Source organism: Bordetella sputigena (assembly GCF_965137885.1).
In the GTDB taxonomy this organism is placed as follows: Bacteria; Pseudomonadota; Gammaproteobacteria; order Burkholderiales; family Burkholderiaceae_B; genus Bordetella_C; species Bordetella_C sputigena.
This window is the reverse complement of the sequence record NZ_CBCSCA010000005.1, coordinates 360,256-379,932: the sequence shown is the minus strand read 5'-3', so window position 1 is coordinate 379,932 and position 19,677 is coordinate 360,256. Positions and strand designations below refer to the sequence as shown.

Genomic DNA, 19,677 nt, shown 5'->3' with positions numbered 1-19,677 from the left:
GGCTCACCATAGATAAGCTAAGGCGTACGTTGGATATATCGGCTTTCAAATAACTAGTCTGTAAGGGGTCGCAGACGTCTTAGGTGCCGTCTGCTTTGGGGGGCAGGGGCCGACGTCAGCGATCGTCAGCCACTGGCAGAAGCCGTCATTCGAATCGTTGCCCCTCTACGCTAATCATAGAATACGATCTTGAATTTTTGGGTTTGTCCAAATAGCCCTGTTGTTATTATCGAAGCTCGTCTTTACGAATAAAGTATTTTTTATATAAACGGCAGCTGCCTTTTCGTGCTGTCTAAGCCTAGTGAGGCTCGGAGCCATCACCACCCAACTCGCATCAGCTCGGCTACAGCAGTACAGTCTCGAATACGAGTGACCAATAAAAGAACCCATCATGCCTATCGTTGACGATGCAGCACTGAAGCTTGCGGTCAAGAACATCGCCTCCTACGGGGATACCGACATCTTCCCCTTCCCGACTGAGAATCATATCTTCTTTGATAAAGCCAGTGAGATATGTGCTGTTCTGAGAGCGATCGACAAAAACTTTGAGGGATCGCTTATAACTATGCCAGTTTTGACGTCAAAGGAGCTTGTTGCTGTTGGATACAGCGGATTTAGGCAGGGGACGCAGATTGATCCAGTCTGGAATGCGTATCTCCTGGCTCTTGTTGCAACTATCGGAGAGGCTATCGAAGCGCGGCGCGTTTCAGCGAGCATTGTTTTTTCGTATCGATACAAGCCGGATAAAGAAACTGGTGCCCTCTTTGACAAAACAATAGGTTGGTCACAATTTCAGATAGCGGCTAAATTTTTAGCAGAGAAGCACGCATATGTGCTTCGATGTGACATCTCCGATTTCTATCCGCGCATTTATCATCACCGGCTTGAGAATGCACTTCGGCGGGCAACCGAGAAGGCTGATGTAGTCAATCGTATCCGCGACTTGGTTAGTGCGATTGCAGCGGGTCCGTCGTATGGTCTTCCGGTTGGCGGACCGGCGGCTCGTCTGTTGAGTGAGTTGCTGTTGAATAGTGTGGATCGCCTTCTAATAGCAGAAGGCATTATCTTCATCCGTTTCGTGGACGACTATCTCATCTTTGCAGAGTCTAGAGAAAAGGCGCACTCAGCCTTAATTCGTCTGAGTGAATTGCTCCTAACTAACGAGGGCCTCTCTCTCCAGAAGAATAAGACTCGGATATTGACGGCGGCCGAGTTCCTCACAACGTCGGACTTCGCCGAATCGCCGGATGGAGAATCTGCAGACGACGCCGAGGCGCGTACGTTCCGACGACTTCGAATCCATTACGATCCGTATTCGCCGACGGCTGCAGAAGATTACGAAGCGTTAGCCGAAGAATTGATCAAATTTGACATTGTTGGAATGCTTGGCCGCGAACTTGCCAAAAGCAGAATTGATGAGGGTCTGACGAGACGACTGGTTACCGCTATTAAACTGCTTCCGGCTTCTTCTCAAAATGACGCGATGCGGTCAATGCTCGACAGCCTTGACTTGCTTTATCCCATATTTCCTTCGGTGATGCAGCTCTGTCGATCACTGTCGCCCAATCTGGAACCTGAAGTACAGGGCACGCTCTATACCGCCTTGCGGCAACTGATTCAAAGCGATTCATATATTACCCAAGTCCCAGCTAATATCGCGTTCGCACTGCGCGTACTTGCAACGGACACCTCCGAGGAGACAGAACTTCTGTTCGCGTCTTTGTACAGGAAGACTTCCAGCATGATGGTCCGCCGAGATTTGATCATGTTGATGGCGCATCGACGAGCAGACTACTGGTTGTCGAATTGCAGAACCTCCTTCGCCATACTTACAGGGTGGGAGCGGCGTGCGCTGCTTATTGCCTCATACACGTTAGGTGATGAAGGAAAGCACTGGCGTGACTCTATTCGCGAGGAACAGAGTCCGTTTGACAGGCTGGTGCTGGACTGGGTGGCAGAGAGAAAACAGAAGCAGGGTTTGGCGTGGAGGGTTCCTCTGTGATCTCCGAGCATCAGTTTGCAACACACTACTTATCGGCTTGGCACGCAGTGACTCCGCTCGCCGACGGGTTCTGGACCGTGGAGAACTTAATGGTTGACCGCATCGCGCCGCCGCTAACGCCCAAGGCTCCGAAGGGTATGCGGGCAGTGGTGAATGAGACCGCATTCCTCGCTTTTTGCTCATTGCACAGCAAACCAAAGCCAGCCAAGCACGATGAAATACTCATGGCGATAGATGGGCAGCTTAGCGATTCAATAGCCTACGTTGGCCGCTTCTCATCAGCGTCGCCGCTGGCGGCTGAGGATTTTGATGACGAGTGTCGAAAAGAGGCGGAGAGTCTCGTTCTCCGCCTACTCCAATTTTTCCCGGGTGTAGAGACCACGACGCTTCGCCCCAGATTCAGCGGATGCGGTCTGGTCTCAGCGTGTGAAGGCGATCTCATTGAGGGATCGTGTCTCTATGAAATTAAGGCCGGAGACAGAGCCTTCCGAGTCGGAGACCTACGGCAATTGCTTACCTATTCGGCGCTCGCGTACGCGAAGGACAACCTCACCTTCAAGGAAATTGGCCTCTTCAATCCCCGCACTGGTGTCGCCTGGCGGAAAAGTCTTGAAGACGTCAGTCACGCCCTGTCGGGACTTAGATTAAGTGACACGCTTTCGGCGTTGGTTGAGCAGTTCTCCGGCGCGTCAGCTTCGCGATAACCTGCCCGGAGAGCTGCGCGTTGCCACATCGAGTGAAGCACTAAAACCCTAACCGCGGTCAAGCGGACGTCAACACTGGCCGTGGCTTCGCCATCTTCATGGCCAGTGTTGATGCGCTCCCCCCTTTCGGGCTCCGGTACCGGTCACTTAGGAGTTGGTATCTAACTGCGCCTTGGGAGCACGCTGTGAGCCGCGCTTCGGTACGCTGGGCGAGGTATGGGCGCCATTTTTTGCTGCGCTCGGGACGAAGGCGTGGTCTTCGCCAGTCTAGCTATACCACATTGGTCCGCTGCGCTATGGGTTGCGCCAGGAATTCATCACGCCACACTGCTGCGAACGGAATGATTGAAGGGGATGATTCGCGGGCTCAAGGAACAGTGTCCTCATCGGCACCGCTTCGAAGCCTCGCAGCATGCCAGCCGCGTGATCGGCGACCGGATACGCTCTTACAACCACCGGAACCCGCACCAAGCGCTTGGAAAAAAGGCACTGGCTGAGCCATTTGCATTAGCCGCTAATAACCTAATCAGGTTCTGCCGGGTAATTACAATTCCGCTTTGTGATAACAGGCTGCCAACGACCGGGATGTGTTGGGTATAGGTTCCCTTCACGGAAAGCGCCAGCATCGCGACTGTGATCACTACGGAAAAGCTTATGAAAACCCTCAGGGGCGGTGGAGCGGCGATGATCACATGCCTAAATACCTGAATCGGCGGGGTTGAAGGCGGTGTTTCGGAACATGACCGGGCGTCATCTGCTGATGGTCGAACGTTCGCCGACTGTCTGCGCTGCGCCACCCTGTCGCGCGAGTAGTATGAACTCTCCCTGTACGCCAGCGTGATATATGACTAAGTCCTTCAGGATATCCATGCCGATATGGCCGAAGCTTACGATGCCTTTGTCATCCAAAGTTGGCATCGGAATAACGGGATGCGACCTGAATGTCCGCCCATTAATTTCCAGGTCGACTAGGCGCATCGATCCTTCTCTCGGGACCTCGAGTCCAAAGACATCCGTTGTAGAGGGGCTTACCGGTCCCTCTGGCTTGGATCTCACTAGGGAAGAGAGGATCCTGGTGTCCGATGCGCCGGAGTCGACAATTAATGGAAGCTCGTGGTCGTCAAGCCTAACGGGGATAGCCATGATGTTGTGTGGATTTTCAACAGTCCTTCCTCGCCGTACTTGAAGGCTGTCGTCAGCACTGATCTCGAATGGCACACTCGTAAAGAGACAGTTTTTCTCGAAGTCCATCACGACCGCACCATGGCCCGCAAGCGCCTGCGGACTTAGGATGCCGGCGTAACCGTCTGCCGCGAGAGGGGAGTTGGCTAGCACATAGAAGTCCTTCTTAAGGGTGTTTCCATGATCATCACCCAATGTGACGTGAACCCTCTGCGCCTCGGCTGATCCGACATGCGCATCGATCTGATAGGGGCCTGGCCGCGGCGTCGCGTCCGCGAGAGCGGCGTCCAGCAAGATATTTACGTTGGAGCCCGAATCAAGCAACATCTTCGCGACCTTCCCGTCGATCCGAACCAGAACGGTAGGAAGGGTTTTACTTTGCGTGTCTTCGTAGCTGATCACGGCCTCAAACTGTGGGCGGTGAGTCGTCAAACCGGCAGTGCAACGTTCTGTACGTCCGTATGCGTGGATAGATGCACTGAGTGCTATGAAGGTAAGGAGCGCGCGAGCGATTTTCGAGATCTTCATCGGTCCGGCACAACGTCGCGAAGCGACTACCATGTCAGTGCGCGTCGGCCGGACCGGTCGACCGTTGTACCGGCGGGTGTTCATCTTGCAGCGCTTGCCACGAGTCATAGTTGGCCTGCATAGCAACCCATGCCTCGGCAGTACCGGCGCCGGCCCGCTCCAGGCGTACGGCTAGGTTGGGACTGATGCTCGCCTTGCCGTTAAGAATCCTCGAGAGTGCCGCCCGGGACATAGCCAGCCGTTGAGCGGCGTCGGTCACGGACAAACTAAGGGCGCCAATGACGTCTTCCCTGAGTATTTCGCCGGGATGCGGAGGGTTATGCATCATGCTGCGACTCCTAATGGTAAAGCTGGTAATCGATCGGTTCGACGCCGGATTTGCGAGGAATGTTCTGTGCTCGGCGATGGAGAGAGCCTCACCGTAGGCTCGTCCGACGATGGCCGCTCAGTGGAGCGGCTTTATATTCCGCATCTGCAGAATCCGGTTCCAACGATCAGTCTCTTCCGCGATCAATTCTTTGAATGCCATCGGCATGTTGGGTTGGAGCGGCATAGCAAAGCCGTGTTGCCCCATTGCGCCCTGCAACGCCGGGTCCATCAGCGCGGCGTTTATCGATCGGTTGAGTTTTTCGACCACATGGCCGGGTGTGCCGACTGGTACTACCAGTCCGCTCCAGCCCCCCAGTTCAAGCCCGGACAGTTCCGATACGCCAGCTTCATCAATCGTTGGCACATAAGGCATTGCCGGTATTCGTGAGGTAGACATTGCGGCAAGCGGCCTGAGTCTACTCGCTTGGATGTGCGGGAGCGCTTCCGAAACCGTCGCTATATAGATATCTATCCGGCCGCCGATTACGTCCGTCAGCGCCTGCGCGCCGCCGCTGTACGGGACATGCTGCAGATCGATACCGGCTTCCTGTTGTAGGAGCTCACAAAGCAGATGGGATGTTGTTCCAACCCCGGAAGATGCGCAGCTTAAAGCACCTGGATACGTTCGCGCCAGGCTCACCATATCCTGGACGCTGGAGATTGAGCTGTGGCTGCCGCTTACCATGACAAACGGTACCCTCGCGACTAGTCCCACGGGAACCAAGTCCCGTGCGAAGTCATAATTCATGGTGCCGTACATCGTCTTATGGATCGTATTCGGTCGGCTGCCAAGAAATACCGTGTAGCCGTCCGGTGTTGCGCGTGCGACATATTCGGCGCCGACATTACCGCCGGCGCCAGGTTTGTATTGAATGACGATTTTTTGCCCTAACGCTTCTCCCACGTAACGCGAGAGAAGGCGGGCCAGGGTATCGGCGCCACCCCCCGGCGGGTAGCCGATCACGAGGGCGACTGGTCTCTGCGGGTATATCGCCTCCTGGTCAGAGGCCATTGCTCCCCAGGGTAAGGCCGCGCTCACCAGAGCAATGGCCGCAAGCTCTCGCTTGAGATGGTATAGGCGGTGCATCTCGTCTCCGTTCTACTATTGTTGGCGACATGCCGGTGTGACTGCGGGAAGAGTCGGCGGCACGATCTTTAGAAGATGAATCTGTCCTGGTCGAGGACCGGCCGTAGGTAACGTTGACTGCAACCATGTTCCAAGCCAGTAGGTGGCTCGGAACGTTGTGCCGCTTGGGCTGGAAAGCGGTGTCGCCTCGTCGTGTCCGATGTGCGTGACGAATCAACCGGGCTGATTTTTCAGACCCACTGGTCGTTAGCCACGGTTAACGCACTGGGTGCGTGGTCGCCGGTGTTGGCTACTCCGCGCGGCTCGATGAGCAATAGCTTCACTTCGCCCACCGCGCAGGGCTTGTGTTCGACGCCCTTTGGTACGACGGCCATCTGGCCGGCTCGTAAGATGATCTCCGAAGTATTGCCGAAAGGTCCGCGCACTTCGATTCTCATCTCGCCTTCAAGGACGATGAAGGTTTCGTCCGTGTCGCCATGGCTATGCCAGATGAAGTCGCCTGCGATCTTCACGACCTTGAATTGGTAGTCGTTCATTTCCGCGACGACGCGAGGCTGCCAGTGGCCGTGGATGAGGTTGATCTTTTCGATGAGATCGATGGTCTGGCCTTGGCCGCGAGATGCGGGGGCGGAGCCGGATTGTTGGGATGGCTGGTTCATCGTCGCTCCAGTGGTTAGGGGAGAGCGGCGAGGATACGAGGCTGGCGTCTTTAGGTATTGAACGTTTGTGCGTGTGACGACCATTGACCGTGATCGGGGGATTTCTATGGCGGTCAAACCCTATAACACCAGAAATGGATATCAGATGCGCGTTTCGAGGCACACCATCCGGCTTACGCCGGATGCCGCCTCGCCCAATGCCGTGCGATATCGATGCGCCGGCATACCCACACCTTGTCATGGCGCTGCACATGATCCAGAAACCGCTGCAAGGCAAGGAACCGCCCCGGCCGTCCAAGCAGCCGGCAGTGCATTCCTACCGACATCATCCGCGGCGTTTCGGCGCCTTCGGCGTACAGCACATCAAAACTGTCGCGTAGGTATTCATAGAAGTGCGTTGCGGTATTGAACCCCTGCGGTGTTGCGAAGCGCATGTCATTGGTGTCCAGTGTGTACGGAACCACCAGATGCGGCGACACTTTCCCGTCCGCGCTTTTTACCCGCGTCCAGAAGGGCAGGTCGTCGCCGTAATAGTCGCTGTCATACTCGTAGCCGCCATGCTCGACCAGCAGGCGGCGCGTGTTCGGGCTGTCGCGGCCGGTGTACCAGCCCAGCGGCCATAGGCCGCCGGTCAGTTGGCGCAAGCTTTCCGTAGCCAACCTCATGTGCTCGCGCTCGGTGGTTTCATCGATGTTCTGGTAATGCAGCCATCGCCAACCATGGCATGCGATCTCATGGCCGAGTTCGACGCAGGCGCGGGCGACATCCGGGTTGCGCTGCAAGGCCAGGGCAACGCCGAAGAGCGTCAGCGGCAGTCCGCGCCGCTCAAACTCGCGCAGGATCCGCCATACGCCGACCCGGGAACCGTATTCGTATATCGATTCCATGCTCATGTGACGTGCGGGATAGGCCTCGGCGCCGACGATTTCCGAAAGAAAACGCTCGGATAAGGCGTCGCCATCCAGGACAGAGCTTTCAGCGCCTTCCTCGTAATTGAGGACGAACTGCACGGCGACGCGTGCGCCGCCGGGCCAGTCGGCCAACGGTGGCTTGGCCCCATAGCCGATAAGGTCGCGCGGGTAAGGGCCAACCTGAGAGCCTGTCATGGTTGTGATTCCCGATGCATCAGTTCGCGCGCCACGTGGAGTCCGCACATGACGCTATCCAGTACAGAGATTCCGTTGCGCCCCACGGGAGCAGTGGGCGCCAATCCGCCCAGTCCGGCGCCACCGACGATGACGACGTCGGCGTGGTCCTCGTCCGCGCAAAGCTGCGCGAGCCGCGTGATTTCGGCCTGCATGCGCAGCGGGTCGCCGGCGATGGCGGGATCCTGGGCTTCGAAGGTGCGCACGCTGACTAACGATCCCTGTACCCCTTGAGCCTTTATCGCCGTGGCAAACATATCGAACAGCAGCCCACGCCACCCCGCGCCGGCCGTGACGACGGCCCAGCGCTGGCCCGCCCGGGCGGCCAACCTGACGGAGGCGCCCAGCAGACTGACGGCAGGCCGCTCCGCCAACGCCTGCAAGCCCGCGGTGTCCAAGTCCGCAAAGCAGCCGAGCAACACCACGTCGAAGGGGCTGGCCTCGGCCATGACGTCCCGCAGGCGCGCACGCGCCGCCTGGGCGCCGACCGCCATGGCGGCGACATCGCCGATATAGGGCAGTCCGCTGGCGGCGGTCTCGACGCGGAGCTGTTCGCCCCGCGTCAGGCCGGACGACAACACCATGCGCAAGCGGGCGCTGACCGCCTCCGACGTGTTGGGGTTGAGGACGAGCAGGCGCATCAGCCGCGGCGGAATTCGCGGTTGAAGCGGTCGATCAGCTCGCGGCGCTGTGCCGCGATGGGCGCCCAGTTCATATTGCGCGACTTCAGCAATTCCTCCAGATTGGGCGCGATTTGCGCCAGCAGTCCGGAGAAGGCCACATCGCGGTTGCTCGGCACGTTGTAGTAAGGCTCCTTCGCCAACTGCGCCTGTACCGTGGCGTCGATCTGGGTGTTGATGTAGGCGGCGGCCTGCGCTTTGTTCTTCGAACCTTTGACCAGGTGCGCGATATTGCTGACGATTCCCCAGCCTTCCTTCGGCTTGGCCAGCGCGATGTCCACGCCGCGCGCACGCAGCGGCTCGACGACGCTGAGGAATCCCACCGCGATGTCGGCTTGCCCCTGCTGGAAAAGCGGCCCCACCGCGCCGGGATTCGGCGGGATGGTGGCGAGATTGGGCTTGAGCTTTTCCAGGGCTTTCCAGGCCGGTTCCAGGTTCGTTTCGCTGCCACCGTGCATTTTCGCCAGCGCCACCATCCACGTCGCACCGATAGTGGTGTCGGGCCCGTTGATCAGCACGCGGCCCTTGTATTCGGGGCGCCACAAGTCTTCCCAGGATGTCGGCACGTTCTTGACGGTGCGCGGGTTGTACGCGATGCCGAAGACCTGCAGCGCGGCCATGGCGCCGTAGCCGTCCTTGCCGACCAGGCCGGGCGGCAGCTTCGCCAGATTGGGCATCTGCGCGACGGGCAGCGGTTCCAGCAGGTCCTGGGCGCGCGCCACGATCTCGGCGGGCTCGTCGATCAGGATCACATCGTAGGGTGGGGCATTCTTGGACGCCGCCAATCGCGCCAGCGCATCTACCGCCAGCACGGGGCTGATCGTGACTTCTCCCTTCGCGGCCTTGGCATAAGCCGGCACGATGACGCTGCGCGCGGCCTGCTCCCAGGTGCCGGGAAACGTCTGCACGACGATCCGTGAGTCGGATTGCGCGCGCGCCAGCTTGGGCAACGCAGCGCTAAGGGCCAGGCCGGACAGGCCGGCCATCAAGTGGCGGCGGGACAGATTGATGTCTTTCATGAAGCGTTTCCTTGCAGAGAGAGGGACAGACGCCAAAAGATGCGCATTAGCGCGCGGGGAAATGTTCCTGCCAGTAACGGGCCAGGTCGATGCGACGAGGGGTCCAGACCTCGTCGCCATAGCTATCCAGCAAATCCAGGATGCGCTTGACGGCGGCAAAGCGCCCGGGGCGGCCAACGATGCGCAGATGCAGGCCGATATTGAGCAGTTTGGGCACGCCGCGGCGGCCCTCATCCAACAGCACTTCGATGGCGTCCTTGATGTAGCCGACCATGTCGTCGGCGCGGACGAATCCATTGGGGTGGAAGAACTTCATGTCGTTGCTGTCGAAGGCATAGGGGACGACCAGCAGGGGACGGTCACCCGCTGCGCCGGCGGTCGCCCAATAAGGCAGATCGTCGTCCAGTCCGTTGCTGGTATAGAGGAAACCTTCCTCGCGCAGCAGTTCGCGCGTCCAGGGGCTTTCGCTGCCACGGCAAAAAAAGCCGGCGGGAGCTGCTCCAGTGACCTCGCGCAGCACCTGCACGCAGCGCCGCAGGTCGGCTCGTTCGGCCTCGCGGTCCTGGTAGTCCGCGTGCGGCCGCCAACGCCAGCCATGGCAGGCGGCCTCGTGTCCGGCCTGCACGATGCGGCTGGCGATCTCCGGCGAACGCTCCACGGCCTGCCCGCACATGTAGAAGGTGGCGTGGCGCTTGTGCTGTTCCAGCGCGTCCAGAATGCGCCAGATGCCGGCACGCATGCCATACGCGAATTGCTGTTCGGTGCCCTGGTCCCAGCGGCCGGCCGGCACGACGCTATGGATTTCGGCGACGCGCTCGGCGGTGGCGTCGCCATCGGCGATGGCCCACTCCGCGCCTTCCTCGAAGTTCACGGCCAGCGAAACCGCCACGGCGGCGCCGTGGGGAAAGCGGGCCCGCGGTGGATTGCCGTTGTAGCCATGCAGGTCGCGAGGTATCACGCGCTCGTTCATTTTCTGTTCCAGATTCCAGAAGGGCAGGGCGGCGCGCAGCGTGGGCTTAACGAACCGCGGCAGCCAGATTGCATCCCAGGGTTGTATGCAATACATATGCCAGCTTCGGTTCGGGAAAACCCGCGGCGATGCCCAGCTATCCCGGCGCACGGTTTCCCTATGGAGAGAGGGTATTCCGCACGCCTGGCACACTTTCGGTGCGCCCAAAATCAGTGCACATCCATGGCAAAAATGTGCACATTTCTATCTAAGATGTGCACGATATTGGGCAAGAGTGATATGCCGCCCGCCGACTCGCAGGGAAGTAAAGGGCGCAAAAAATGGCATGGATATTGCATTGCCCTAGGCGCTTGCTTTCCACCCGCCATCTGAAAGGACGCCACGCATGGTGACCGACAGCGCCTTCCTCACCCTCGACGACATTCAAGTCCGCTACGGCGATGCCGTGGCCGTCGACCATATCGATCTGGAGATCAACGCGGGCGAATTCGTCGCCTTGCTCGGCCCCAGCGGCTGCGGCAAGACCACCCTGCTGCGGGTGATTGCCGGTTTTGTCCGCGCCAATGGCGGCGCCGTGCGCCTGGGCGGCGTGGATATTTCCACGCTCGCGCCCGAGGCGCGGCGCATCGGCATGGTGTTCCAGAACTACGCCTTGTTTCCGCACATGACCGTGGCGGACAACATTGCCTATGGACTGCATTCTCATCGGGCGCCCAAGGAAAGCATCGCGCCCAAGGTGCGGGAGATGCTCGACGTGGTGCGCATGAATGGTTTTGAGAAGCGCCTGCCGCGGCAGTTATCCGGCGGGCAACAGCAGCGCGTCGCCCTGGCGAGGGCATTGGCCATTTCACCGCGCCTGCTGCTGCTGGACGAGCCGCTGGGCGCGCTGGACAAGAACCTGCGCGAGGAAATGCAAAGCGAATTGCTGCGCATCCAGCGTGAGCTGGGCATTACCACCATCATGGTCACGCATGACCAGGAGGAGGCCATGAGCATGGCCGACCGCATCGCCGTGCTGAATGCCGGCCAGGTCATGCAGTTCGGTACCGCCACCGAAATCTACGACGCGCCTACCACGCCCTTCGTCAGTGGTTTCGTGGGCAATTCGACATTCCTGGATGGCGTACTGGGCAGGAGCGATGGCGAGCATTGGACGCTGCGCACATCCGGTGGTGTGGAGCTGCGCTTCCAGTCGGCGGGGCCGTGCCGGCGCGTGGGCGCGGCGCGTATTGCCCTGCGTCCTGAACAGATCGAGCTATGCGACGACGGCGCCGCCGCCGTGGTGCGCTATGCCAGACCCATGGGGCCCAGCACCCGTGTGGGCGTCACGCTGGATGATGGTACCGAACTGCAGCTTGCGGCGCCTCGCGCGCGCGGCGCCGATAACTTGTCCGCGGGCGCGCGCGTACAGGTGCGCATCAACCCGCGTGCCGTTTGCCCGGTGTTCCTGCCATGACCAGCGCCACCGTGCCCATGCCGCTGCCCACAATAATGCGTAAACGGCGACCGGATGCCGACGTCCTGCTGGTGCTGCCGCTGCTCGTGTATTTCCTGGTCTTTGTGCTGGCGCCACAAATCGTGTTGCTGGTCATGAGCATTCGTGGACAGGAAGGCGCATTGACCGCGGCGAATTTCGCGCGCGCGTTGTCCGATCCCATGACCTATGGCGTTTTGTTCGGCACGTTGCGGCTGGGTGTCTATGCCACCGTGGCGACCATACTGGCGGGTTTTCCGTATGCGCTGGCCATGGTGATGGTGGGGCCTCGGCTGCGTTCGGCCATGCTGCTTCTTGTGATCCTGCCCCTATTGGTCAGCGCGATCGTGCGCACTTTCGGATGGCTGGTGACCCTGGGCAACCAGGGTCCCATCAACGCGCTGCTGCTGTGGCTGGGGTGGATCGATCATCCGATCCGGATTCTCTTCACCGAATCCGCGGTCGTGATCGGCCTGACGCAGATCGAACTGCCCATGATGGTGCTGGCGCTGTATACGGTGCTGTCGCGTGTCGATAGCAGCCTCGCGCTGGCTTCGCGATCGCTGGGTGCGGGGCACTGGCGTACTTTCGTGCGGGTGCTGCTGCCCTTGAGCGTGCCGGGGCTGATAGGCGGGGCCGCGTTGGTGTTCGCCTCGGCCGTGGGGGCATTCGTGTCGCAGACCATCCTTGGCGGTGGCGGCCTGCTGTATATGCCGATGTACATCTACCAGCAATCCATCCTGAACCAGGATTGGGGCTTCGCGGCGGCGCTGGCGGTGATCCTGATGGTCACCGTAAGTGCCATCATCTTTGCCGGCACCGTGCTGGCACGACGGTCGCAGGGGTACATCCATGGCTGAATCCACCATCGGCGTCCACATTCGGCGACGCGTCGACGCCGTCACCTGGCGGTTCGCATCGTTCGCCACACTGGCGCTGGCGATCCTGTTGCTGCTGGTGCCGACCTTCATCGCGTTGGCGGCTTCCTTCAATGGCGGCGAGTCGCTGCGTTTTCCTCCGCGTGACATGTCCTGGCGCTGGTACCAGGCCTTGTGGAGCGAATCGGATGACATTTGGGATGCATTCGCCATCAGCCTGCGCGTGTCCCTGCTGGCGACTCTGGGAGCCAGCCTGATGGCGACGCTGGCCGCCTTGTATCTGTCCAGGCAGCGCACGGCGTGGGCCCGCGCACTGGAAACGTTCTTTCAGTCGCCGATGATGCTACCCGGCATCAGCTTGGGATTGGCCATGCTGGTCTGGCTGCAGACGATAGGGGTACCGTTGTCCTATTGGAGCCTGGTCATCGGCCATATGGCGATTTCCACGCCTTACATCATCCGTACCGCGCTGATCGGTTTCGGCCAGATCGATCCCAGCCTGCTGGAAGCCTCGCGCAGCCTGGGCGCCAATGGCGCGCGGACGTTCGTCCGGATCACCTTGCCGCTGGCCATGCCCGCCGTACTGGCGGGAAGCTTCATCGCTTTCATGTTCTCGTTCGATAACGTGCCGATCTCCCTGTTCCTGTCAGACGCCCGTAGCGAGGTACTGCCGATCCGGCTGTGGAACTTGATAGAGAATCTGCTGGATGTGCGTGCGGCGGCGGTCGCCGGTGTCCTTATCGTCTTCACGATTGTTTTCGCGCTCGTCATGGAACGGGTGCTGGGGGTTTCCCGCTATGTCCGCTGAGTCCATGGCTGCCGCGCTGAGTACGGACCTTGCCGCCGAAACCGCCTTGGCCGCGGAGCTGTTCGACGCCTTGCGCAGTGGTTCGCGCAGCGCCCTTGGGGTGACCAGGGCTTCTTACGGCGAAGGCGAACAGATGGCGCACGACCTGATGCGTGACCTGGGCCGGCGCCTGGGGCTGGAAGAACGGATCGATGCGGCTGGAAACCTCTATCTGACCTTGCCGGGAATGGAGCGCGACCTGCCCGCGATCATGACGGGATCGCATCTGGACTCGGTGCCGGATGGCGGCAATTACGACGGCGCGGCCGGCGTGGTCGCCGGCATGGCGATGCTGGCCCGCTGGCGCCGGGCGGGACGTCTGCCCCGGCGCGACATTACGGTGATGGGCGTGCGCGCGGAGGAACTCTCCTGGTTTCCGGCGCCCTATATCGGCAGCCGTGCGGCGTGGGGCCTGCTGGAAGCCGAGGCGCTGGACCAGTGCGTGCGGCCCGACACCGGCCGTACGCTGGGCGAGCATATGGCGCAAGCCGGTTTCGAGCCTGAACGCATACGCCGGCAAGAGCCCCAATTGCGTGCCGGGGACATCGCGTGCTTTCTTGAGCTGCATATCGAACAGGGGCCGCTGCTGGTGCAGGAAAGCGTGCCAGTGGGCGTAGTGACCGGGATCCGGGGCAATCTGCGCTACAAGCATTGCCATGTGATTGGGCGCTACGGTCACGCGGGCGCCGAGCCGCGGCGTTCGAGGCAGGACGCGGTGCTGGCGGCCGCCGAGTTCCTTAACAGGCTGGAGGCGATGTGGATCGAGTATGAGTCGCGCGGGCTGGATTTGGTCTGTACCGTGGGTCAGTGCCATACGGACGCGAAAGTGCATACGATGACCAAGATCCCTGGCGAACTATGGTTCAGCATGGACATCCGTAGCCAGGACAACGATCTGCTCATGCAGGTCGATCGGACTGTGCGCGAGATGGCGCAGGAAATCGGCGTCCGGCGCGGCGTAAGGATCGACCTGGGCGCGTACACCAACGCATTGCCCGGCCCGGTTGCTCCGGTTCACCGCGAGCGCCTGGTCCGGCTGGCGAGCGGGCTTGGAATCAAGCATATCCAGATGGCCAGCGGGGCCGGCCACGACGCCGCCGTCTTCGGCATCAGCGGCGTGCCCACGGCGATGATCTTTGTGCGCAATGAGCATGGCAGCCATAATCCCGACGAGGCCATGGAGATCGCGGATTTCGCCGAAGGCCTAAAACTGCTGGTTGCTGCCGTGGAGGATATCGATGCCAGTCAATGAGGGAACCAGGTCCAGCACCAGCGACGCCGACGAGACCGTCTACAACCAGATCCGGCGCGCCATTTTTTCCGGATTGCTACGCCCGGGTCTCAAGCTGCAGGAACCGCGCATCGCGCGGGTGCTGAATGTCAGCCGCGAGCGGGTGCGCAAGGCGCTGCAGCGTTTGACCCATGAGAAATGGCTGGACTCGATTCCCAATCGGGGGACCTTCATTCCGGTGCCTACGGTCGAGGAGTTGCATGCGATCTACGATGCGCGCAAGATTCTGGAGCTGGGCGTGACGCGCCAAGTCGCCGAACGGCGGCGTGTGTTGGCGGTGCATCGGCTTGCCGAGCACGTTGCCGCTGAACGGGATGCGGCTCAACGCGATGATCGGGGGCTGGCGTTTCGGCTATCGGCTGAATTCCATTTCCTGCTGGTCGAGCTGACTGGCAATCCTTATCTCGTCGATATGCATCGGGGCTTGATGCAGCGCTCTTCGCTGCATTTCTCCTTGTTCGCGCCCGCGTCGCTGCACGAATGTACATCGCATAATTGCGCGGGGCCGCACGAGCATGAGGGCATTATGCAGGCGATTCTCGACGGTAACGGCGCGCGGGCAGAGAAGCTCATGACGCATCACCTGGATGAATTGGAAACGCTGCTTGCGTTGCGTCGGCAAAAGTTCGATTTCCTGGAGATCGACGAGGCGTTTGCTCGCCTGGTGCTGCAGGATGAGGAACGCGAGGCCCAGAGTAAGCGCGGGCTGGACGTAAATCATGCGATATAGAAAGCCTTCCGCCGTGTCGTCTTGGCCGTCTTGGGCTTTGTCGCGAAAGCGCACTTCATGAGCGTTGGGGCGAGCCTCTATCGTGGACCGATGGAGGTCGGGGACCACAAACGAATGTGCAGGCTGTGCGACCCTTGGGGAGATTGTTTTCGCCTTTGCGGTTGAAGACTACTTTCAGGCGAGCGCGCCGCAATGTTCGTAAATCCTGCCGGCGAAGCGGTGGTCGCGGCGCGCTTACGACTCTTCTGCTATTCGCCACCGGCGATCGGCTTACCTGGGCAGATCGCCTCCGGGCGCCAGATGTACTTCCCGTAAGGTGCGATTTCTTTGCACCCATGCCTTATATAGAAGGCGACTGCACGGGTGTTCACCCGCCGGGTTTCCAGCCAAGCCTTCCGGTATCCCGCTTCGGCGGCCCGGGCCTCCAGATACTTCAGAACCGCGCTGCCCACGCCCTGCGTCCCCGGCTTTGCGTACATTCGCTTGATCTCCGCGATGTCGCCATGTAGTAGCCGGAAGGCGCCGCGGCCGACCGCCGCGCCATCCGGGGTCCGGCTGAAAGGGAGTGCTGCGCTTGGAGCCTGTGTCGTAATAGCGGAACAACTACGGTGTTTGCCGTTACAGAGCACGCCGGACCTGGGATTACATGCGACAGGTCAGTGTGGAGACAACTAAAAGCGGAGATGGAGATGCGCGTTCTGTGTAGGAAAGAAGTCCTGGCTTTTGCTTTGCTCAGCGCAACTGTGCCGATGAGCGTGATGGCGGGCGATGAAGACAGCAAACAGGCGTATCCCGAGCGTCCTGTCACGCTGGTTGTGGGTTATCCGCCCGGGGGAACTCCGGATACTCTTGTTCGCGTTCTCGCCGATTATCTCGAGAGGGAGATGGGGCAGAGACTGATCGTCGACTACAAACCCGGTGCGGCCAGCAATATAGGAGCGCAAGCCGTGGCGCGTTCAGTGCCGGATGGGTACACGGTCTTCCTCAGCGCTCGGCCGAATACAACGCACAAGGTCATGTATGGGAATCTGGATTATGACTTTGCACGTGATTTGGTCCCGGTAGGGCTCCTGGCGACGGCGCCGTACGTTATGGTAGTTAGCGCTGACGCCCCTATAGCTTCTGTAGGCGATCTTGTGCAACTGGCAAGAACCTACCCAGGGGCAATGACTTGTGCTTCAAGCGGGATAGGATCGACACCGCACTTGCTTTGCGAGTTGCTGCAGCAGGAAACCGACACCGCGATGTTGCATATTCCCTACCAGGGGTCTGCACAGGCTCTGCAGGATGTAGCCGGTGGCAGGGTGGACATGCAGATCACCAACGTTTCAGGTACGTTGCAACAGATCCAGGCGGGGAAGCTCAGGCCAATTGCCGTGATGTCAAGCACGCGGGTAAGTTCGTTGCCTCAGGTTCCGACCATCGCGGAAGCCGGGTTTCCAAGCCTGACTTCCGCTGCATGGTTTGGACTGATGGCTCCGAAGGGGACGCCGTCGTATGCCATCGAGAAACTTAACCGTTCGGTGAACGTGGCGATGATGAATCCCAATCTGCGTGAAGCAATGGCGCAACTGATCTACGATCTTCCGCCGCAACCTAATACGCCAACGGCGTTCGAAGATCTAATCGCAGAGGAAACCCAACAGTGGACCGCGTTGCTCCACGCTCGGAACATCAAACCTTTGCATTGATCTGCGTACGAGTCTTTAGTGGGGCGCTACGTAAAGAGCAGGACCGCTTTGTGTTGAATCGAGCGCTGGCAGCCATGTATTAGCCGGATCAGCCCGCAAGCCTCCAGTCCATAGATCTGCCAAGGTTCACCCCTGCCGGGAGGGTTCTCCGCATTGGTCCAGAATTCCTCGGCCTCATGATCCATGTCCGTGGGCAGGGAGATGGCTTGGGCCAAAGTCAGGCATTCTTCCAATAGCCGTACGGACGACCCGACCATGCCGCCTATGCCTGGGCGCGACTCTTCACTATCGAACAACACGTGCTCGAAATCCTGTGGCACATAGAAGCCGTCGGCGTCGGAATGACATAGCAGATGTTCGTAGGCAGGCGTGGCTGGCGTTTTGGATTTGAAGGAGAAGCGGAAAGGCCTGCGCTTTGCATGGCGCCTTTTGTATGCTTCCAGAATCATTTGGATCAGCCGCCCGATCATAGGGTCATCGGTGGGGTGGTCCTGGTGTGTGCCCGGAGACGGCAGCCAGCCCTCGCAGGCGAGATGAGCGGCCATCCGCCGCACGTAGCGCAGACCGCCATAACCCCACATCCCATTGCTGCTTTCCGTCATTGCGGATTGGTTTGCGGGCGGCAAGCTTATGGCAGCATGCAGCCGGAGTGGCCAATTTGGGGCGATCTTGCTTCTGAATCCCAGGCCATGCCTATACCGCGCGTCGGGAACGCCTTGACCGTGATCCATTTCCAGACGTTATTATCCCGCCACGCATACGAGGGGGATGACGATGCGTCTGATGCTGCTATTGCTGGTAGCGTGTTTCGCAACGACGGCTTATGCGTCGAATTACCCCTGCTCGGGGAGCAAGGGCGGGGTCGATCATTGCCTGGGCGAAAAGTTTCTTTGCCGCGATGGCTCGATCAGTGCCTCAAAGCGCATTTGCTCGGGCCCCGGCGCCGTTGAGCCGTCGGCCGGCGCATCCGCGCCAAAGTCCCTGGCGCCAGGTTCGAGTGGGGAGTGCAGTTGCCGCTCCGGCCAATACTGCACTGGACCGCGAGGCGGTACCTTCTGCTACTCCGATAGCGGCAAAAAGTCATATCTCCGGAAATAAGCAAACCGCATTGCTATGGCGGTTGAAGAATCGTCGTTCGGGCAAGTCGACAACCATGTCCCTTGCGGCCACGACCGCTGCGGCCTGGACGCTGGATTACTACTTAACGGCGGTTCCCTGTAGCGCATCCGTGCTTTATTGTGCGCGAGCAGGCATGTGCAGTCGGAAGGTTGTCGGTTCCAACGGTTAGGGGAATAACAATGGCCTTACGCAACTTGCTGTCCGCGGGTGATCGCTCCATGAACTTTTGCTGGCTGGGTGCCGGGCTGACGGTCGTGATCGGTGGATGCGCGTCCATGCCGTCTGTGAAGACCAACTATAGTTTGACGCGTGCGGCGGTGGATTTTGAGGTGCTGCGGTCTGTGACTTGCGATGCGAAAGGGAATGTTTTCATAGTCGATAAAGCGAGCGCGCTGGCGCGTTTCTATCCGGATCCGGTTTCCGTCGGGCAGATTGATACCAGGATGCTCAGTGGGAGCGGATCCGACACGACGTTCAGTCCAACCTGGTATCCCGGAGGGCGGTTGAAAGGCATAAACGCCACCTCGACCGGCCGGGGCGGGGAAGTTGTCGAGAGCGCCGTGAAGCTTGCTTTGCTGGCGGCCGGTACCGGTGCTCCGGGAACGGCGGGCGCTACGCTCAGAGTCAAGCTACCGTCAGCGACATGCGCCCTGGTTGGAACGGCCGAACAGAAGGAAGCCAAGACGTTCAAATACCTCTTCACCTGGACCCCGGACCGCGCCGCAGATCCTACGAACTGGAGCCATAAACTGGATGTGACCGACGAATCAGAGAGCTTCGCCATGCTCTTTACAGCCTTACCGACAATTTGTGCATATGCCTTTCCGCACAATGCCGAGCGCTTCAAACCCATTGAAGCCGAGAGTGACGTGAAGGAAAGAACCATCAAGGCGCGTGAGCCTTCGTTGGTGAGGCTTGCCTTGTACTCCATCGACCCGAAGCAGCAGCCCTGTCCGGCCAGGACTGAACAATCGACACAGGGCATTCTTTGGCAAGGTTATGTGCCGGTGAGTCAATGGGGCCTAGACTACGAAGTTCCCATCCCCGCCCCAGCTCTTTTCGGCTCGACCAACTTCGAAGTCGCGTTCGACAAGTCCGGAGCGCTGGAAAAGCTGACGTACGGCAAGGGCGACGGGATGGCGGCGGCTACAGCGGCGGCGGCGAATGCGGCGCAGCAATATGCCGATAGATACGCCGATCAGGCGGCACGCGCCGAAGGGGAAATTAACGCGATCATCGCAAACGAGAAGCTGGTTCGATGCCGGGCCGATCCAAAGCAATGCGCTGATCTGTGAGAAGCGC

General features: G+C 59.9%; 21 protein-coding genes. 11 read left to right on the top strand and 10 right to left on the bottom strand.

Annotation, left to right across the window (positions count from 1 at the left end):
• Positions 1–391 precede the first annotated feature (391 nt).
• The 3 genes from ACNA0R_RS12610 to ACNA0R_RS12600 all read left to right on the top strand — a co-directional run bounded on the left by ACNA0R_RS12610 (position 392) and on the right by ACNA0R_RS12600 (position 3,306).
• The gene (locus tag ACNA0R_RS12610; protein ID WP_415826339.1) at positions 392–2,002 is read left to right on the top strand and encodes an RNA-directed DNA polymerase; all 1,611 of its coding nucleotides are present in this window, start codon (positions 392–394) and stop codon (positions 2,000–2,002) included.
• An 89-nt stretch (positions 2,003–2,091) separates the two neighbouring features.
• Positions 2,092–2,706, top strand: coding sequence for a hypothetical protein (locus ACNA0R_RS12605; RefSeq protein ID WP_415826338.1), 615 nt, complete (start codon positions 2,092–2,094; stop codon positions 2,704–2,706).
• Between the two features lie 354 nt (positions 2,707–3,060).
• Entirely contained in the window at positions 3,061–3,306 is a 246-nt protein-coding gene (locus ACNA0R_RS12600; protein WP_415826337.1) for an integrase core domain-containing protein, read from the top strand.
• Positions 3,307–3,456: 150 nt separating this feature from the next.
• On the opposite strand, the gene ACNA0R_RS12595 is transcribed toward ACNA0R_RS12600, so the two are convergent.
• From ACNA0R_RS12595 to ACNA0R_RS12560, 8 genes are all read right to left on the bottom strand, one after another.
• Complete coding sequence (locus tag ACNA0R_RS12595; protein ID WP_415826336.1) at positions 3,457–4,290, bottom strand: hypothetical protein; 834 nt, start codon at positions 4,288–4,290, stop codon at positions 3,457–3,459.
• Positions 4,291–4,450: 160 nt separating this feature from the next.
• Entirely contained in the window at positions 4,451–4,741 is a 291-nt protein-coding gene (locus ACNA0R_RS12590) for a HigA family addiction module antitoxin (protein ID WP_415826411.1), read from the bottom strand.
• A gap of 120 nt (positions 4,742–4,861) precedes the next feature.
• Entirely contained in the window at positions 4,862–5,872 is a 1,011-nt protein-coding gene (locus tag ACNA0R_RS12585) for a Bug family tripartite tricarboxylate transporter substrate binding protein (protein ID WP_415826335.1), read from the bottom strand.
• A 230-nt stretch (positions 5,873–6,102) separates the two neighbouring features.
• A complete protein-coding gene (locus tag ACNA0R_RS12580) occupies positions 6,103–6,531 on the bottom strand; it encodes a cupin domain-containing protein (RefSeq protein WP_415826334.1) in 429 nt (142 codons plus the stop codon).
• Positions 6,532–6,704: 173 nt separating this feature from the next.
• Positions 6,705–7,637 carry an allantoinase PuuE gene (puuE, locus tag ACNA0R_RS12575; protein WP_415826410.1) on the bottom strand — a complete coding sequence of 311 codons (933 nt, stop codon included), beginning with the start codon at positions 7,635–7,637 and terminating at the stop codon, positions 6,705–6,707.
• Entirely contained in the window at positions 7,634–8,317 is a 684-nt protein-coding gene (locus ACNA0R_RS12570) for an aspartate/glutamate racemase family protein (protein WP_415826333.1), read from the bottom strand. The genes puuE and ACNA0R_RS12570 overlap by 4 nt, the downstream gene beginning before the upstream one ends.
• Entirely contained in the window at positions 8,317–9,375 is a 1,059-nt protein-coding gene (locus ACNA0R_RS12565) for an extracellular solute-binding protein (protein WP_415826332.1), read from the bottom strand. The genes ACNA0R_RS12570 and ACNA0R_RS12565 overlap by 1 nt, the downstream gene beginning before the upstream one ends.
• A gap of 46 nt (positions 9,376–9,421) precedes the next feature.
• Positions 9,422–10,441, bottom strand: a complete 1,020-nt coding sequence (locus tag ACNA0R_RS12560) for a polysaccharide deacetylase family protein (RefSeq protein WP_415826331.1) — start codon at positions 10,439–10,441, stop codon at positions 9,422–9,424.
• A 289-nt stretch (positions 10,442–10,730) separates the two neighbouring features.
• On the opposite strand from ACNA0R_RS12560, the gene ACNA0R_RS12555 reads away from it, so the two are divergent.
• From ACNA0R_RS12555 to ACNA0R_RS12535, 5 genes are read left to right on the top strand one after another with little or no spacing between them, the layout of a single operon-like run.
• On the top strand, positions 10,731–11,801 hold the full coding sequence (locus ACNA0R_RS12555; RefSeq protein ID WP_415826330.1) for an ABC transporter ATP-binding protein: 1,071 nt from the start codon (positions 10,731–10,733) through the stop codon (positions 11,799–11,801).
• Complete coding sequence (locus tag ACNA0R_RS12550; protein WP_415826329.1) at positions 11,798–12,679, top strand: ABC transporter permease; 882 nt, start codon at positions 11,798–11,800, stop codon at positions 12,677–12,679. The genes ACNA0R_RS12555 and ACNA0R_RS12550 overlap by 4 nt, the downstream gene beginning before the upstream one ends.
• Complete coding sequence (locus ACNA0R_RS12545) at positions 12,672–13,505, top strand: ABC transporter permease (protein WP_415826328.1); 834 nt, start codon at positions 12,672–12,674, stop codon at positions 13,503–13,505. The genes ACNA0R_RS12550 and ACNA0R_RS12545 overlap by 8 nt, the downstream gene beginning before the upstream one ends.
• A 4-nt stretch (positions 13,506–13,509) precedes the next feature.
• Positions 13,510–14,796: a Zn-dependent hydrolase gene (locus ACNA0R_RS12540; RefSeq protein ID WP_415826327.1), complete on the top strand. Its 1,287-nt coding sequence runs from the start codon at positions 13,510–13,512 to the stop codon at positions 14,794–14,796.
• A complete protein-coding gene (locus ACNA0R_RS12535; protein ID WP_415826326.1) occupies positions 14,783–15,565 on the top strand; it encodes a GntR family transcriptional regulator in 783 nt (260 codons plus the stop codon). Before ACNA0R_RS12540 ends, ACNA0R_RS12535 begins: the two co-directional genes overlap by 14 nt.
• A gap of 248 nt (positions 15,566–15,813) precedes the next feature.
• Here ACNA0R_RS12535 and ACNA0R_RS12530 read toward each other — a convergent pair whose 3' ends face one another.
• A complete protein-coding gene (locus ACNA0R_RS12530) occupies positions 15,814–16,194 on the bottom strand; it encodes a GNAT family N-acetyltransferase (protein WP_415826325.1) in 381 nt (126 codons plus the stop codon).
• A gap of 54 nt (positions 16,195–16,248) precedes the next feature.
• Here ACNA0R_RS12530 and ACNA0R_RS12525 point away from each other — a divergent pair, with 54 nt between their 5' ends.
• Positions 16,249–17,256 carry a Bug family tripartite tricarboxylate transporter substrate binding protein gene (locus ACNA0R_RS12525; RefSeq protein WP_415826324.1) on the top strand — a complete coding sequence of 336 codons (1,008 nt, stop codon included), beginning with the start codon at positions 16,249–16,251 and terminating at the stop codon, positions 17,254–17,256.
• A 26-nt stretch (positions 17,257–17,282) separates the two neighbouring features.
• Here the strand turns inward: ACNA0R_RS12525 and ACNA0R_RS12520 are convergent, their stop codons facing one another.
• Positions 17,283–17,858, bottom strand: coding sequence for a hypothetical protein (locus ACNA0R_RS12520; protein ID WP_415826323.1), 576 nt, complete (start codon positions 17,856–17,858; stop codon positions 17,283–17,285).
• A 166-nt stretch (positions 17,859–18,024) separates the two neighbouring features.
• On the opposite strand from ACNA0R_RS12520, the gene ACNA0R_RS12515 reads away from it, so the two are divergent.
• Together ACNA0R_RS12515 and ACNA0R_RS12510 are read left to right on the top strand one after the other, a co-directional pair.
• Positions 18,025–18,354 carry a YdcA family protein gene (locus ACNA0R_RS12515; RefSeq protein WP_415826322.1) on the top strand — a complete coding sequence of 110 codons (330 nt, stop codon included), beginning with the start codon at positions 18,025–18,027 and terminating at the stop codon, positions 18,352–18,354.
• Positions 18,355–18,554: 200 nt separating this feature from the next.
• Positions 18,555–19,670, top strand: a complete 1,116-nt coding sequence (locus ACNA0R_RS12510) for a hypothetical protein (protein ID WP_415826321.1) — start codon at positions 18,555–18,557, stop codon at positions 19,668–19,670.
• The last annotated feature ends 7 nt before the right edge of the window (positions 19,671–19,677 follow it).

Excerpts from the sequence above, each read along its gene's own strand:
- ACNA0R_RS12580 (WP_415826334.1), bottom strand. The coding sequence starts at position 6,531 with ATGAACCAGCCATCCCAACAATCCGGCTCCGCCCCCGCATCTCGCGGC.
- ACNA0R_RS12545 (WP_415826328.1), top strand. The coding sequence starts at position 12,672 with ATGGCTGAATCCACCATCGGCGTCCACATTCGGCGACGCGTCGACGCC.
- ACNA0R_RS12555 (WP_415826330.1), top strand. The coding sequence starts at position 10,731 with ATGGTGACCGACAGCGCCTTCCTCACCCTCGACGACATTCAAGTCCGC.
- ACNA0R_RS12610 (WP_415826339.1), top strand. The coding sequence starts at position 392 with ATGCCTATCGTTGACGATGCAGCACTGAAGCTTGCGGTCAAGAACATC.
- ACNA0R_RS12515 (WP_415826322.1), top strand. The coding sequence starts at position 18,025 with ATGACGATGCGTCTGATGCTGCTATTGCTGGTAGCGTGTTTCGCAACG.
- ACNA0R_RS12560 (WP_415826331.1), bottom strand. The coding sequence starts at position 10,441 with ATGTATTGCATACAACCCTGGGATGCAATCTGGCTGCCGCGGTTCGTT.
- ACNA0R_RS12510 (WP_415826321.1), top strand. The coding sequence starts at position 18,555 with ATGGCCTTACGCAACTTGCTGTCCGCGGGTGATCGCTCCATGAACTTT.
- ACNA0R_RS12605 (WP_415826338.1), top strand. The coding sequence starts at position 2,092 with ATGGTTGACCGCATCGCGCCGCCGCTAACGCCCAAGGCTCCGAAGGGT.
- ACNA0R_RS12590 (WP_415826411.1), bottom strand. The coding sequence starts at position 4,741 with ATGCATAACCCTCCGCATCCCGGCGAAATACTCAGGGAAGACGTCATT.
- ACNA0R_RS12570 (WP_415826333.1), bottom strand. The coding sequence starts at position 8,317 with ATGCGCCTGCTCGTCCTCAACCCCAACACGTCGGAGGCGGTCAGCGCC.
- ACNA0R_RS12565 (WP_415826332.1), bottom strand. The coding sequence starts at position 9,375 with ATGAAAGACATCAATCTGTCCCGCCGCCACTTGATGGCCGGCCTGTCC.
- ACNA0R_RS12585 (WP_415826335.1), bottom strand. The coding sequence starts at position 5,872 with ATGCACCGCCTATACCATCTCAAGCGAGAGCTTGCGGCCATTGCTCTG.
- ACNA0R_RS12600 (WP_415826337.1), top strand. The coding sequence starts at position 3,061 with ATGATTCGCGGGCTCAAGGAACAGTGTCCTCATCGGCACCGCTTCGAA.
- puuE (WP_415826410.1), bottom strand. The coding sequence starts at position 7,637 with ATGACAGGCTCTCAGGTTGGCCCTTACCCGCGCGACCTTATCGGCTAT.
- ACNA0R_RS12540 (WP_415826327.1), top strand. The coding sequence starts at position 13,510 with ATGGCTGCCGCGCTGAGTACGGACCTTGCCGCCGAAACCGCCTTGGCC.
- ACNA0R_RS12525 (WP_415826324.1), top strand. The coding sequence starts at position 16,249 with ATGGAGATGCGCGTTCTGTGTAGGAAAGAAGTCCTGGCTTTTGCTTTG.
- ACNA0R_RS12535 (WP_415826326.1), top strand. The coding sequence starts at position 14,783 with ATGCCAGTCAATGAGGGAACCAGGTCCAGCACCAGCGACGCCGACGAG.
- ACNA0R_RS12550 (WP_415826329.1), top strand. The coding sequence starts at position 11,798 with ATGACCAGCGCCACCGTGCCCATGCCGCTGCCCACAATAATGCGTAAA.
- ACNA0R_RS12520 (WP_415826323.1), bottom strand. The coding sequence starts at position 17,858 with ATGACGGAAAGCAGCAATGGGATGTGGGGTTATGGCGGTCTGCGCTAC.